We start from the raw sequence: 13,900 nt of genomic DNA on the forward strand, positions 1-13,900 counted from the left end.
GCTGGCGCTGGCGTCAAGTTGAGATTCAGGCAGTACCTTGCCTCGCCATTGATGCTTCAACTCGCCACATCGGCATGGCTCGCAAGTAGTCGAAGAGACCTTCCCCGTAGCCCAATTGCATGAAGCCTGCGCCCATCAGAGCGACTCCAGCCATATTGAGGAACTTCTTATTCGCAAGCGGCTTGTACCTAGGAAGTATGTATAGAGCTCGACTGATCAAGGGCCAAGCAGCCCGGTGTGCGATCATGACGATCAAGATTGCACCGAGCAGTGAATAAAGGGTGGCTAACAAGAGGCATGCAAAGCCCATCCCGAACAAGAGGATCCACCAAGTTTGTCCAGTTTGCCGTTCCAGACTCAACGCTGTTACCGAGGCAAGCGCGCCAACTACGGCTGCGGTGAACAAAAGCAGCCATCCTTCCCCTTTTCCGCTCGAAGTTCTCACAAGAACTATCCTCGTTAGTTGGAAAACCAACATCGAAATGAGCCCGCCCACAGCGAACGCGCTCGCTTTCATAAGGAACTTTTCGAGCGCCGCATCCTTGCTTTGATCGCCAGAGCAGTAGCGAATAAGGGGCACTGTGACCGTGAGTATGAGAAAGATGAAGAACGCCCCAGAGCTCCGGTCGGCCGCCCCATGGGCAACTTGCCAAAATACCCAGCCACACCCCAGAAGAGTCCCCATCGCAAAAAGCACAGCAACCGCCTGCCAAATGGGACTCGGAATTAATCCCGCTACTGCAAAGATCGCCACACCGCCAAAGAGGCTGCCAGCCCAAAATATCACTTTGACTGCCGCGAAGTAGCCCTGCAGAGACCAGATGTTGGGACCGAAGACATTGTCCAGAATATGCGTCGCTCCTTGGGCTGCAAATCGAAGAAGGGCTGTCTGCCGTGAGCGCAGTTGATTGCCAAGTTCGTCCACCCGGATCCACCAATCCTCGACGACGCTTTGAATTCGCTTCTCCTCGTCCTCGTAGGTGAACCAGGCAAAGTAAAAGATGATCGCCGCAAGTGCGAAAGCCAGCAAAGCAATTGCCTTGTTCATTCCCGCCTCCGTTGTTCAACACTGCGCGATCTCATCATGAAGCGACCTTGGCGCGCAACGGAAATCGGCTGCCCCGGTTGAAGTCGCAGTTCAACTTGCGCTCAGTCTCGCGTTCTTTGCCTAGGGCGCCAATGTGCGCGCCAAAAGGCCGACGATGTGAGCATCACACCGTGCGCATATCGGAATGCCAAAGGACGATGCGTTGCGCTGTGCCGCATCTGGGACGCCAAGAAAGTCGCGCTTTACCTGTCGTCAGGCCCCAGCGCCCCGGCGCCGCCTTGGAAGGGCTGGCTACACTGCGGCGACCCCTCCTGAATCCAAGCCCGCCAACCCCTCACTTCACTCATCCTCTATGCGTCCCCTAGTCACCATTTTCTGCATCGCACTTGCGGCAGTTCTCACAGGCTGCGCGAGCACGAAGACCGCGCCCGCTGAGATCCTCGTTGTTGACACGCCAGCACTTAACACCGTCGCGACGGCTGAGTTGGGCGAGACGCTGGTGAAAAAAGGCATTTCCTATGTCTTCGATGGCCTGGAGTTGCGCGAGCGGATCACCGACAACGGTGCTGGGCGTGAATACGTCGTCGAGCCTGGCCGCATGGCATTCATTGACAAGACCCCCGACGGTGCGTCCCGCTATGAGCCGCCCGCTGGCACTTACTATGTGAACGACAAGATATTCGGGCGAAAAGCCTTCCCAAAGAATGGCTATGTAGTCGTGAAGGCGAACGGAACGATGGAATTGCAGGGTTACTACGACCTTACTGGCCCGGGGTCAATCTCGCCGGCGAACCCGAAATTTAGCGTCGGCAAGATAATTGATAGTGCGCGACCCAACTTTCGCCAAGAGCTAATCTACGGTGGGCGATTGGGCGACCAGATCAAGGTGACCTATCGCGAGTTCTCAGGCGACATGCTCCGCAGTGCCTTCTCGCAGGACGTGCAGTACGACCTCACGACCGAAAAGATCATTGGCTTTAAAGGTGTGCGGATCGAAGTTGTCGCAGCCACGAACACAAAGCTGGAATATCGAGTCCTGAAGTCGTTCCCGGATCCCCTTTAGCATTCAGGTGGGCACACCCGTCGGCCAACGGCTTTTGGCGAGTCGCACGACCGTCGGCTTTGTGAGCCTGAATCCCCTGCACGATTCAACTTCATCCTGGGTTCGCCCGCGCCCATCCCACGTCGGTGTCGCCTCGAGCTCTTGCGGGAATGGGATATTGACCACGTTGTAGGGGGCAACGTCTTGGCCGGTCACGTCGAAGTCGGGGCAAGCATTCCAGTCCGGGCTTGGGCGAGCTGAGCGCGGGCGGGGGCGCCTACGGGGTCGGCGGACTTTCGCTCAGACCATACAGCTCTGCGATCTCGTGGCGCGCTAGGTGCATCGCTACACCTTTTCTGCGCTGCTCGGGTCTTCCGCCCCCGGCGCAATCCGGCCGGCCTGCTGCGGGGCCGCCGCTTGTCATCCTCGCCCATGCGAAAAGAGGAACGCTCGACATTGGCCCAGTCGCTTGCGCCATCAATCGCGATGCCAGTCCCGTTGATCCGATGCCATGACGCGCCCCGATCAGATAGGCGTATCGACGGCGGTGCTTGCTTCGCCCACTTCCTTCGGCGAGGCGAGCCCGACCGTCCAATGACCGCCAGTCTCCTGGCGCAAATTCAGCAGGTCATACGTCTTGAGCATGCTGACCAATCCCGAGTGGCCGTAGGTCTCTGGCGTAAAGGCGGGATCAGTACGGCGTAAGTACGAACCGAGGGAACCCACATGCACACGCCCGTCGGCTGAATCCGCCGCCAATAGGTTCACCGCGCTAACAACCGACTTTGGCCGCAACTTCGGCTTCGGGATTGCGACAGCCTTAGCGGCCTGGGCCAAAGCATTGGCGGCGAGCGGCGCCTCGGGCGGCGTCCACTCGAAGAACTGGTCGCTCGCGTTGCGCAGTGCGTCGGGCGTCTTCGCCTCGCCGACGATGTGTACAGTGGCGCTGCGTTCGCGTAGCTTGCGGCAGAGGTAGGCGAAGTCGGAGTCGCTGGTGACGATGCAGAACGTCTCGGCACGCTGGTCGAAGAGGGCCTCCATAGCGTCGAGTGCGAGCGCAATGTCAGCGGTGTTCTTGCCTGGGGCGTATTGATACTGAAGGCACGGCGTGAAGGCCAAGCGTACTAGCGCGTCCTGCCACTTGTTCGCGAGCGTGGCGTGGTTGCCATAGCCGCGCCTGAGCACGACGCGCCCGAACTGGGCGACGACCCGCAGGGCGTACTCCAAGATTTCAGGCGTGGTGTTGTCGCAATCCACAAGAACCGCAACCCTCGGGTCTGCGCTGGCGTCGAATTGGTGGCCCATCGAGAATCTTTCCCTCTAGTTGTGCGGCGGATCAAAGTGGGGGGCTGGGGGCCTTGGGTCAGACCATCATCCGGCGGTTCGCGATGTCCGTCGCAAGTGGCGGCGTCGCCGTGATGGCTTCCTTGATTGGCTTCGGGCAACGCCGCGCCGGACACGGGGTCGAGGGGTAGCAGCAGTTTGATCCTGCCAGCGTCAACTTCGACGGTGCAGCGCATTCCGCCTAAGTTTGTGCCAACTGAGAAGCGCCGACAACTTGCTGGGCGTATGCGAACAAGCCTTCGCAGTGGTGCTGTGCGAAGTTCGATTTCTGCCGGAGCTTGCCGGTGGGCGTGTGGCAGGCAAGCTTCAAGAAGCGGCGGTGGTTCTCGCGCAACCGTGACAGGTGCTCTTCAGTCGCCAGTCGAATGGGATCAGGAGTGTCGCCCGACGCGGGAAGGAAAGCGCCGAAATAGCACCAGCATTTTTCGCCGACCGACCCGTAGCTCATCTCCTTAATTTGCCCTTCTCCACCCAAAACATTGAGGCAATCGGCGCCCGCCAAAAGCAGTCGCACGTTGACGAACGTCACATCGTGGTCGTTTTCGGCCTCACCCGCAGCCCAATGCGCGAAACGACACGTCATGGCTTCAATGGGACCCACATTGAGACGAAAGCCGTTGTCCAGAAAAGTCAGGGACCAAGCTGACGAGCCAAGGCTCTCGCAGTACGAAATCGAGTCGAGGAGCTGAGAAAAGATTGCCAATTGATCGCCTATGTGCGGCAGCACCTCGTCATAGGCGTTTGCCATATCCGAAAGAGTCGCGTCTCTACGAGAAGTCATTGATGCCTCTATTTTTCGTTTGATTTTGCTTGCTCACGTTGCGGCCGGCTGCAAACAGCCATGGCGACCGACGCCGACGACCATACCCTCCGGCAGGACAAGAGACGATCAAGAACGGGCTCAAACGAGCACTATTTCCGGATCTATATTGTTTTCTACAGCGATCTGCATACCGCTCGGGCCGACGAGCAAAGTCGATAACTACTTTGAAAACCATTGCCCCACGCGACGATGCCGCCCGAAAGAGGGGCACACCAACACGCCTTAAATAGCGAGGTGCTTGTGCACCGACAACAGGCGGCCCCCTAGCCCGCGTATGCAGGGGGGAAACCCGCCCCACGTGCCCGCAACGCCTCGTAAAGTCCCGCCGGCCCCGGGAGGATGTCCTTCAACCCACTGCGCACCCGTTCCGAATCCAGCGCCTGCGTGCTCATCGTCGTGTTGGCCGCAATCGCATCCATGATCGCGCTCAACAACTCGGCCGCCAGGTCGGGCGAGTTCGAGAACTGCTCCTTGGTGTTGGTGGTTGCCTGCTGTACGAGGATTTCGGACTCCAGCAGCTTGCCCTTCAGCACGTTGTTCACGTAGACCAGCTTGTCGTCGTCGGTCAGGTCGCCCTCGAACAGGTCGTTAACCTTGGCCACGATTTCGGACAACAACGCCTTGACCTTGTCCTGCACCTCTCCGCCGCCGGTTTCAGTCAACGGCTGCAGCTTGTACTAACCGCCTGGCTCATGCAGCGCCAGAGTACGCTCGCCCTCATCCGCCTATTCACTCGCCACGCGGCCGGGCACACTGCAGGTTTGCCTCCTATCATCACGCTACACGAAAGCGCCAGACCATGGACGGACCGATCGAGAGACAACCCGACGATGCGCCGGACGGGCCGCGGCCCTGCGATTTCGGCTTCTTGTGCTCAATGCAATGGAACGAGTTACGTCCGACCTTTGCGGCCGACGTGCGCTATTGCGACAACTGCAAGCGCGATGTGTTCAGGATCACCAGCCGGGCACAGCTCGAAGAAGCGCGCGCATCAGGCCGCTGCGTGGCTTGGGCGCGGCCGGAATCCTCACGCGCAAGCGCCGGCCCGTCCATGCTGGTGGGCGATCCGGTAATGGCGCCGTGGCTACCGAATTCATGACCATGGGCGGCGCGCCCCGCATTGACCTCGACCGGCTGCTGGCACCGCCGATGAATGAGGGGTTGTTCGAGGAATCCTGGTGGAACGAGTACACCGCGCACTGGGATCGCTGGTGCGAGGGTGATGACGCAACAGCGCAGTGCGCCCTGCTGGCCGAGGGCCTGGAGCGCATGGAGCGCCGCATGGAAAAGGACCGGGGATTTCAGGAGCGGTACGGCGAATGGTCCTACTTTGCAACTGTCTACCAGCTCGAACTGCTGATCGAACAATCCACCGACGAGGCTGGGCGCCTTCTGCCGCACGAACTGCGGATGATGCGCACCTACACAGCCCCAGTCGAATGGCGCAGCGCGATGCGCGAGCTGCTCCTGGCAGCGCCGAAGCACGTCCTCGCGCACCTGCTGCTGTGGGTGTCGATGGAGGTTCGTATTGCCCGGGCACGCAGCACCGGCAGCGCGCATTGGCGGCCGCACGAAGCCGATCCGCCTGAGCCGGAACCGGCGTTCCGGGCCTCGAAGTTCAAGCCGCGGCCGTATGGGCGCTGATGTCCTTTTCTACCTTGCCGAGCTAGGCTGGCTCGGCCCGGCGGGCAACCGCCCCGGTTCGCGAGGCGCATGCGCGCGGCCTCAGCCGCGATTGAAGGGTCATCGGCTGCGCTGCTTGGCCGGCTCTCCGGAACGCCCTCCACCGGGGGCGAGCCGCTGCGCTGCGGGGCTGGTCGCATGGACCGGCCTATCTGACGATGAGCTGGCGCGCATGGCTCGAAGGCTGGGCAAGCCCGACACGCTGCCACCAGACACCGAGACTGCCGGCGCAATCGCTGGCTGATGGACACTTCGAGCTTCAACTCGAAGCGTTGGAAGCAAGAAACAGCCATTGGGTATTTGCTCCGCAACTTCGCGATACGACCAATGACAAGGTCCTGTTCAAACCCGAGGCACCAACCTTTGAGGGACGCGAGACATGTACGACGCCGACCTAACTGCCATTGAGCGATACAACGCGAGAGTCAGCGAGAAATACCGGCTGCATCCCGAAATGGGACCATGCCCGCACGAGGGAAACATCGACACCGCACCGGTTGTCCTGCTCTTGGCGAACCCAGGCTTCGACGCCACGTCCACGCTTGACGACCATCACTTCAAGATTGACGGCTGGCCGCTTGCAGGGCTCCATGAGAGCGCGCCTGTGGGAATGAGTGGGTGGTGGCGGCCTCGCCTCCGCTCGCTATCTCAGCGGTATGGCGAGCAGTTCATCTCGCACAATGTTGCCGCCTTGCAGATTAATCCATGGGCAAGCGCAAAGTACGATGAGAACCTGAGACTGCCTAGTCGCGCCGCGATGCTCGGTCTTGCCGAGGCTGCCGCGAAGCGGGGGGCTGCGCTCATCATGATTCGGGCGTCAAAGGCATGGCTTGAGAGCGATGTACTGTGCCAATACGAACACATCTACCGAACGAACTCCGCGCTGTCATCTTACGTGTCCGAGGGGAACCTCAGCCCTGAGGCTTGGGCGTACATCAACGACAAGCTTGCGGCAGTCTCTTTGTAGCGTGGCTGCAAGACCGCGACCGATGTTGGCCAATATCCCGGGAATTCGTCTACAGCGGCGGGCAAATGAAGGCTGAACTGTTCGCCGAAGCGCGTGACTTCTGCGGGAAGCAAGGCAAGCAGGTCACCCCTGTGAATTCGACCTCAATTGACGCGATCGCCTACAACAACGCATCGGCCGAAGTGCAAATTCGTTGCCAGTAGGCGCGACGGACACCGCACCGCCACGCCACCGTGGCGTCACCTCGTTGCGCGCCCGGCGTATGAAGCCCAGGAGCCGTCGAAATGCCGCGATGCCACCCACCCCTTGCCCGGTGCCTGATTCGCGCGCTGCGGCCCATATGACCCTTTTGACGGGCCTGCACCCCAACAGGCGCGCCTGCAGAGCTTGGTGTTCGGGTCGCATCGTGACCGCGCAGATGACGGCCGGCACGCGCCCAGCACATGCAGACGCCGGCAGCGGTGCGGGCGTGCTCGCACGGTGCTATCACTGTGCAAACACGGTGCTGGCGGTAGGCGACTAGGCGCCTCCTTGAAGTTGGGCGTCTGGTGCGCGGTGAACCCGCACACTTGAATCAGCGGCTCATCATCGACGGCGTAGCGCACGATGAAGCCCCGGTGCGCCAGCTCGTCCAGCAGTGGGGCCACGTCGATGTTGTCGAAGGCGAACAGCTCGCCCTTGATGCGCTTGGGGCGGTCTTCGAGCCGGCCTTCAAGGTCGGCCAGGTCCACGAGCCGACGAAGCACAGGTGCAGAAGCAGGAGATCGCAACCGGCTTGCGCATCGCCGAGGAACTGCACCGCAGTGCCGCAGAGGACAACGTCGATGACCCCGTCGCCGCGATCAGCGTACCTGAAGGGGCTGGAGCGTGCATAGGGCAGGGCGAGGGCGCGTGCAAGTCGTAGCGTGACGGCGCCGCAAGTCCAAGCGCCGTCGAAATTCGGCGGCGCCTCACCCCCTTGCCCTCACCGAGCTAGGGTGATGTACTAGATCGTGTTCGGGCCTGTGGTATTTGCTGGCTGACTCAGGTGGCGCCGCCGCATTTTCCCAACACAGGTTGCACTGGAGCGTTCGCGAACAACACTTTGAGGTCGAAGCGAAGGAGGACTTCCGTTGGGCTTGATAGAGGCGCTGACGGTGGGCCTTGGCACAGCAATGATGAAGGCCGTAGCCAAGCTTGGCTCAAGGACAATGCGATGGCCGAAGCCGCCGCGACCGGCACGATCGACGTGCTGAAGAAAAAGATCGAGGACTTCAGTACGAGGCGTGCGGCTCAGCAACTCTTCGAGGGATTGCAGGACGAGGTCGCCAAACGGCTTTCCGAGACGATCGATATCGAATTTGGCGGCCTATCCGACAACGATCGCGTCGCCGCAGTGCTGGCCGTCAAGTCGGTCTTCGATTCACTCGACTTGGCCGACGAGATTGCCCGCGGCGACCTTGACGCTGCGCGGTTGTTGAACGCAGCAAACGTGCTTGCGCGCCCCCACTTTCTTCGCTTAGGAGGAGACTGTGCGCGACTGGCCGAACTAGTCCTGGGCGAATCCTGCGCCTACGTTGTTTCACTGGCAGGCAAACTGCCTTGACGTGGATCTCCAAGTCGGGCGGTGCGTCAGCCGCCCTGCCGAGCGAGGGGGCTGGGGCATGCCGCTTCCTAGCTCATGCCCGCACGCCAAGTGACGCGAGCATGGCGTCGGCCCACTGCGCTCGGTTCATCGCCCAGAAAGCGGAGTTGACGGCAATACCCGAGACCGAATGCAGCGCGTTCGGGAGGAAGCTGATGTACGCCGGGTTGTTGCCCAGCTTTCCCGGACACCAGGCGCCAAAGTACGGCGGCAGGTCATGGGCCGCCATTTCCATGTTGTTGAGCTGCAGGCACACCTGGTTTAGGCGGTCCTCATCGCGCAATTGGTGCGGCATCTGCAGCAGGCAGAACAACCCAGCGCCCAGCTCAGGGTGCGGTTGATCGGCCATCAGCTGCAACAAGGCCGTCTTATGGTCACCGGCTGCGGCGCTCACCGCGCCTTCCTTTAGGCCAAACTCGGCCGTAAGGCCCAACCCTCCGGTGGTGCACAGGCACATCCTTGAGAGATACCCCTCGACTTGCTCGAAGTCACCTTCGGTCCACTTCGAGGTGCCCTCGCGTGGTCCTTCGTTCGTCATGGTCCGTCGCAGCGCGCCCAGGATGGCTTCGGCACCACAGGTCGTGGTAAACATCAGAAGCGGCAGGTGCAGCGTGCGCCACGCATCCTCGTCCTCGTAGATCGTCAATCTCGAGCCGATGCAGATCTTGCCGCCTTCTGTACACAGGGATCCGAGCGCAGCGAAACCGTTGTAGGCCGCTGTCGCCCCGGCCTCCTTGCCTTCGAACAGGATCATGATCGGCTTGGGCAACTCGGTGACCATGCGCACCACTGCGCGAATCGGCCCGTTCTCCGACTCCCGGTTTTCGGGGGGCACCACCTCGATTCGAACCGAATAGTGCTCATGGCGGGCGATTAGAGTATTGCCGCTCAAGCTTGCCTTGATCGACGTAGGTTCCAGCATGAGCAGCAGATCGCTGAGCGGCACGCCAAGTGGGTTCGGATCAGCCTTCTTGAACCAGTTCATCGAGTCTCCAACTAAACTATTGGCGCGCAGTCTAGGTCGATGTAGGTTTCAAAACATTGGTGCAAACGTCGAAACTGAGCAGTAATGCTCGCAGTGGCGCATTTGAGCTGCATGTGGCGCGCTTCGATGAGTGCGCCCCCGCTGAGAACGAGTCTCTTGTGGTTTGTTGAGTGTGGAGTCGCCTCGATGGCGCACAGCGCGCCTTTCTCGCGCGCTTGCCGGCTACATGTAGCTCCGGGCAGGCAAACGACGAGATGGCGGAAGCAGTCATCCTTGCAGCAATCGAGCCCTTCGAATTGGAGAAGGCGAGCGAGGGAGCTCGCCGTGCACTACCGCTGGCGTGCGAAGGCGGTGAATCCCAAAAACTACTTCGACCGTTCCGCGGTCGACGTCGAGGGTCGAAATCAAAGCATCGGAACTTGATGAGCGCATCGCAATGCACTTGCGAAAGGGCCGAGGGCGGGCGCTAAGGCCAGCGTGGAGTATCGGAAGGTACTATTCATATTGGCCTCGCTCGCGGCGTGTTGGTCATGGTGGACCATCCGACTTCTGCCTGAGTGTCAAGGTCGTCTTCACTGGCGTCGGCGGTGCGCTCGGGGAGGGAGTACCGCGGGTGGTCTCCTTCAACACTGAAGGTCCGCGCATCCCGGCCCAGTATCTCATCGAGCAAGGCTGTGCTGGTCCGTCGTCTCGCGTACGAAAGCCGCACGCGAAGGGTCCTGCTCGCTTGGAGTACATGACCATTGCGTCGCGCGATCGTTTCGGCAGTGCGCCCACTTTCGTCTGCTGATTCGGTGTGCTTGTCACCGTCGCGCGTCCAAGAGGGCATAGGAGGCAATTGCCAAGTCGCAGCACTGCCTGACCTGCCGGGCGATGGCGGCGAACTCCGGCAATACCTCCGCGCCACCTGCCTTCAGGTAAAGCCGTCGATTGATTTCCACCATCACGGCAGCGACGCGACGGTCGCGCCCGAAGCGATCACTGGGCACCAGCGCGCCGGCGAACGGTTCATTGACCGCGACTCGCCAGCCCGCCCGCCGAAACGCGGTCACGAAGGCTCGCGCCAATGCTTCGCTCGTGTGAAACGAATCGGTCCCGATGCAGATGTCCGGTCTTTCCGCGTCCGCAGCGGCCCGCTCGTAAGGCAATGGCCTGTCCGGAAAGCTGTGGGCGCCGAGCACGAGGCAGCGGCCATGCCGCTCGACGCTGGCCGCAACCGCAGCTTCAAGGCGCACGTGGTGCGGAAAGTAGTACGCCTGCATCAGGGCTTCGCGCTCGTCGCTGCTCAATTCGCGACGCAGCGGCGCCAGGCCCGAGGTCAGGGTATAGACAGCACCCATGCCCCGGGCAGCCATGGGTTCGTCGTCGTCGCTTGCAAAGCGTTCCACATCGACCACGAGGCGGCTGACCGGCGCGCGCACCGTCGCCGCGTCCGAGCTCTGATCGACGAAGAGTGCACGAGTGCGGTGATCCGTCATCCGGTTGAGCTCAATGGCCAGCTGCTCGTCATTGAGCAGGAACTGCTCGCGCACCGCGTGGGGCACGTCGGTTGAATCGTGCGGCACGTGCAGTACCACCCAGGACGGATAGGTCATGCGATCGTCCGCTCCGGCGCCCCTTTCAGCCCCGGCGTCGCCTCCCAGGGAAGATCCAGGTCGTCGCGCCCGAAGTGCCCGTAGGCAGCGGTCTCAAAGTAGATCGGCCTCAGCAACGCGAGCTCGCGAACGATCCCGGCGGGCGTGAGGTCGAACTCCTCGTGCAGGCTGGCAGCGATCTCGGCGTTGCGTGCCCTGGTGGCGCCTTCCGCCTCCACAAGAAAGCTCACCGGCTCAGCGACGCCGATCGCATAGGCAAGTTGCACCAGGCACCGGCCCGACCATCCCCGGGCGACGACCTGCCTGGCAAGGAACCGGGCCATGTAGGCTGCCGAGCGGTCGACCTTGGAAGGGTCCTTGCCGGAAAACGCGCCACCTCCGTGTGGCGCTGCGCCACCGTAGGTGTCAACGATGATCTTGCGCCCGGTCAGCCCGGCATCACCCTTGGGTCCGCCGGTCACGAAGCGCCCCGTCGGATTGATCAGCGTGCGGAAGTCGGAAGCGCGCAGGCTCTGGGGGATGACCGGGTCGATGATCTCGCGCAGCACGGCGTCCCGAAGCGCCTGGAGATCAACCACTGCATCGTGCTGCGTGGAGAGCACCACGGTCTTGACCTGGGTGGGTCGACCATCTTTGTATTCGAACGTCACCTGCGATTTGGCGTCAGGTTGAAGCCACGGCAGCGCGCCGCTCCTGCGCAGTGCGGCCTGCCTTCGAACGAGGCGATGGGCATAGACGATCGGTGCGGGCATCAACTCCGGTGTCTCGTCGCACGCGTAGCCGAACATCAGGCCCTGGTCGCCCGCACCGAGGAGACCGTCCGCGCGGTCCACGCCCTGGCTGATGTCCTGCGACTGGGCGTTGAAGCGGATCTGGATTTCGCACGCATCGGGATCGATCCCGTTCGAGCTGCTGCGGTAGCCAGCGTCGCGAAGGACTTGCCGCACCAGACCGGCTGCGCCCTCACGCACTGCCACATAGTCTTCCTGACGCCTGATCTTGAACTCGCCGGCCACGATGACGCATTGGTTGGCCAGCAGCGTTTCGCAGGCCACGCGCGCGTGCGGATCGCGTTCAAGGAATGCATCGAGGATGCGGTCCGAGATCCGGTCGGCGAGCTTGTCGGGGTGGCCCTCGGACACGGACTCCGAAGAGAAAGGGCCATGGCGAATCGGCATGTCGATCTCCTGTTTAGCCGCGTTTGACGATGTGTCGGGGGCGGCAATCTGGATCAAATCCCCCCGGTCTTTCACCTTCATGGTGGGCCGACCCGCCCAGGTAAATCATCGCAAGAGAATCAGCCGCGGGACCGCGTCCGGACCGCTCCAGACGATCGCGTTCTGCCCATGCTGCGTCCCGAGCAACCTGGCCGCGTCAAGCTGAAGGCCGAGCACCAGGAAGCTGGCCTCGCCGGGCCAGTCGCCGACCGGGTGCTGGCCGATGGCGTTGATAAAAGCAAGGCCGCGTCGAGCCAACTCGCGGGCGAAGGCGGACTGGCGCTGCGCGTTGGCCGTCTCACCCAATGGTTCGCTGAAAGGGTTGCAGGCCGTGATGAAGGCACTGCAATCGACGCGATGCGCTTCGTGAATGGCAGCAAGGTCGACACAGGCGGCGTCAACATTCAAGGTCGCCGGGGTGTCGCCGAGCACGCGGTACTCAGTTTCGCGATAAGCCCGGATCGTGCCGGGATCGATGGTCGTGTCAAAAAACAAAAAAAGCCCTCCGTTCAAGGAGGGCCGACGCATCACCCGCTTCGTTGCTCACCAGGGAGCCACATCCGCTTTCGCGATCCACCTTGCCCGGGGAGGCAGGTTGGCATGGGCGTCGGCCCAAATCAAAATGTACGAAAAGTATAGCGGGATTCTTCTCAGCGTTAACGCTTTCCTTGCGGGCCTGAAAAGGTCCGTTGCTGCAACCTACCACCGGTAAGTGATCGCGACGAGGGCGGGACCGGCACTTCGCTGGAGGTCCGCCGGTGAACGTCTGCAGTGCACAGGGCGCCAGCGAATGGCTCGTTCTGGCTCACCTTCCATCCCTCGCGCCGGAAGGCGGCGATGAAGGCGCTGGCCAGTTCAGCATTGGTTTTCAGACGTGAGGCAACGAGAGAGGTCTGTGAATCGTTTGGCGCGCTTGTCGTATGGCGTCCGTAGATGGATGCAGGCCCCGTCGTCCTCGATGTCTCCCTCGAACTCCAGAACAGCTCCAGCATCGCCCTTGATCGAGCAATGCGCGATGCAGCTCATCCCGTTCGATTCGTTTGCTTCCAACCGCTCTTCGGCAATTGCCTCCTCCAGGCGGCGCCGTTCTCCCTTAGTCAGGAACGCAAGGCTGGGGGCGTCGACATCATCGAGGAGTTCGGAATGCTGTATCTTCTGTGAGAACAGGGCCGCCTGAATCTAGCGGTTTGCGATGTCCGTCGCCAAGGGCCGCATAGCCGATGAATGGGTGTACAAGTCGCGGCGTCCCTTGCGTCGCTGGCCCGAAGCGCCGAATCCCACGGGCCGTTGACAAGCCTCGTCCTCCAGAGGCGCTTTGCGCGCCACGAGTCCGCAAGACTTGGGTTGACCAAGTTTTGTTCGCGACAAGCAACAAAAAGCTGAAGCCCGCACGGACATAGTTCTTCGCGAACTGCGCCTCTTCGCGGGACGAAATGGAGGTCGCCGTCCAGAGGGCGCTGGTTGCAAACGCCAACAACTGCGGAAAAGTTCCCATTGCTTGCCTGATTACATCAATTCGGCAAGGGTTTCTATTGAGAAGCCTCAGCCTCGGCCCAAAGGATGCTCTGCGCA

The 13,900-nt window shown here is 61.5% G+C and carries 14 protein-coding genes, 1 pseudogene and 1 riboswitch; of the genes and pseudogenes, 7 read left to right on the forward strand and 8 right to left on the reverse strand.

The window, feature by feature from the left end; all coding sequences use genetic code 11:
* Positions 1-25: 25 nt before the first annotated feature.
* The gene (locus QTI66_RS17380; protein WP_286561079.1) at positions 26-1,048 is read right to left on the reverse strand and encodes a hypothetical protein; all 1,023 of its coding nucleotides are present in this window, start codon (positions 1,046-1,048) and stop codon (positions 26-28) included.
* A 352-nt stretch (positions 1,049-1,400) separates the two neighbouring features.
* On the opposite strand from QTI66_RS17380, the gene QTI66_RS17385 reads away from it, so the two are divergent.
* Positions 1,401-2,111, forward strand: a complete 711-nt coding sequence (locus QTI66_RS17385; protein ID WP_286561080.1) for a hypothetical protein — start codon at positions 1,401-1,403, stop codon at positions 2,109-2,111.
* Between the two features lie 504 nt (positions 2,112-2,615).
* Here QTI66_RS17385 and QTI66_RS17390 read toward each other — a convergent pair.
* From QTI66_RS17390 to QTI66_RS17400, 3 genes and pseudogenes are all read right to left on the reverse strand, one after another.
* On the reverse strand, positions 2,616-3,395 hold the full coding sequence (locus QTI66_RS17390) for an NYN domain-containing protein (protein WP_286561081.1): 780 nt from the start codon (positions 3,393-3,395) through the stop codon (positions 2,616-2,618).
* A 220-nt stretch (positions 3,396-3,615) separates the two neighbouring features.
* A complete protein-coding gene (locus tag QTI66_RS17395) occupies positions 3,616-4,182 on the reverse strand; it encodes a hypothetical protein (protein WP_286561082.1) in 567 nt (188 codons plus the stop codon).
* A 338-nt stretch (positions 4,183-4,520) separates the two neighbouring features.
* Positions 4,521-4,931 (reverse strand): annotated as a pseudogene (locus QTI66_RS17400) (type I restriction endonuclease subunit R); the annotation flags it as partial.
* Positions 4,932-5,056: 125 nt separating this feature from the next.
* Between QTI66_RS17400 and QTI66_RS17405 the strand changes: the two are divergent.
* The 5 genes from QTI66_RS17405 to QTI66_RS17425 all read left to right on the forward strand — a co-directional run bounded on the left by QTI66_RS17405 (position 5,057) and on the right by QTI66_RS17425 (position 8,492).
* On the forward strand, positions 5,057-5,356 hold the full coding sequence (locus QTI66_RS17405; protein ID WP_286561083.1) for a hypothetical protein: 300 nt from the start codon (positions 5,057-5,059) through the stop codon (positions 5,354-5,356).
* A complete protein-coding gene (locus tag QTI66_RS17410) occupies positions 5,353-5,901 on the forward strand; it encodes a hypothetical protein (RefSeq protein ID WP_286561084.1) in 549 nt (182 codons plus the stop codon). The genes QTI66_RS17405 and QTI66_RS17410 overlap by 4 nt, the downstream gene beginning before the upstream one ends.
* 418 nt (positions 5,902-6,319) lie before the next feature.
* Entirely contained in the window at positions 6,320-6,907 is a 588-nt protein-coding gene (locus QTI66_RS17415) for a hypothetical protein (RefSeq protein ID WP_286561085.1), read from the forward strand.
* 65 nt (positions 6,908-6,972) lie between these two features.
* Positions 6,973-7,110: a hypothetical protein gene (locus tag QTI66_RS17420; protein WP_286561087.1), complete on the forward strand. Its 138-nt coding sequence runs from the start codon at positions 6,973-6,975 to the stop codon at positions 7,108-7,110.
* 824 nt (positions 7,111-7,934) lie between these two features.
* Positions 7,935-8,492, forward strand: coding sequence for an NACHT N-terminal Helical domain 1-containing protein (locus tag QTI66_RS17425; RefSeq protein WP_444815014.1), 558 nt, complete (start codon positions 7,935-7,937; stop codon positions 8,490-8,492).
* 73 nt (positions 8,493-8,565) lie between these two features.
* On the opposite strand, the gene QTI66_RS17430 is transcribed toward QTI66_RS17425, so the two are convergent.
* The 4 genes from QTI66_RS17430 to QTI66_RS17445 form a co-directional block, all read right to left on the reverse strand.
* On the reverse strand, positions 8,566-9,516 hold the full coding sequence (locus tag QTI66_RS17430; RefSeq protein ID WP_286561090.1) for a hypothetical protein: 951 nt from the start codon (positions 9,514-9,516) through the stop codon (positions 8,566-8,568).
* 803 nt (positions 9,517-10,319) lie between these two features.
* Entirely contained in the window at positions 10,320-11,111 is a 792-nt protein-coding gene (locus QTI66_RS17435) for an N-formylglutamate amidohydrolase (protein ID WP_286561091.1), read from the reverse strand.
* Complete coding sequence (metK, locus tag QTI66_RS17440) at positions 11,108-12,289, reverse strand: methionine adenosyltransferase (protein ID WP_286561498.1); 1,182 nt, start codon at positions 12,287-12,289, stop codon at positions 11,108-11,110. The genes QTI66_RS17435 and metK overlap by 4 nt, the downstream gene beginning before the upstream one ends.
* Positions 12,290-12,394: 105 nt before the next feature.
* The gene (locus tag QTI66_RS17445; RefSeq protein ID WP_286561499.1) at positions 12,395-12,856 is read right to left on the reverse strand and encodes a DUF3293 domain-containing protein; all 462 of its coding nucleotides are present in this window, start codon (positions 12,854-12,856) and stop codon (positions 12,395-12,397) included.
* A riboswitch (SAM-I-IV-variant riboswitch) is annotated at positions 12,854-12,959 on the reverse strand. (Overlaps the previous gene by 3 nt.)
* A gap of 302 nt (positions 12,960-13,261) precedes the next feature.
* Between QTI66_RS17445 and QTI66_RS17450 the strand changes: the two genes are divergently transcribed.
* Positions 13,262-13,489 carry a hypothetical protein gene (locus QTI66_RS17450; RefSeq protein ID WP_286561092.1) on the forward strand — a complete coding sequence of 76 codons (228 nt, stop codon included), beginning with the start codon at positions 13,262-13,264 and terminating at the stop codon, positions 13,487-13,489.
* Positions 13,490-13,900: the final 411 nt, after the last annotated feature.

This window comes from Variovorax brevis (assembly GCF_030317105.1).
GTDB classification, from domain to species: domain Bacteria; phylum Pseudomonadota; class Gammaproteobacteria; order Burkholderiales; family Burkholderiaceae_C; genus Variovorax; species Variovorax brevis.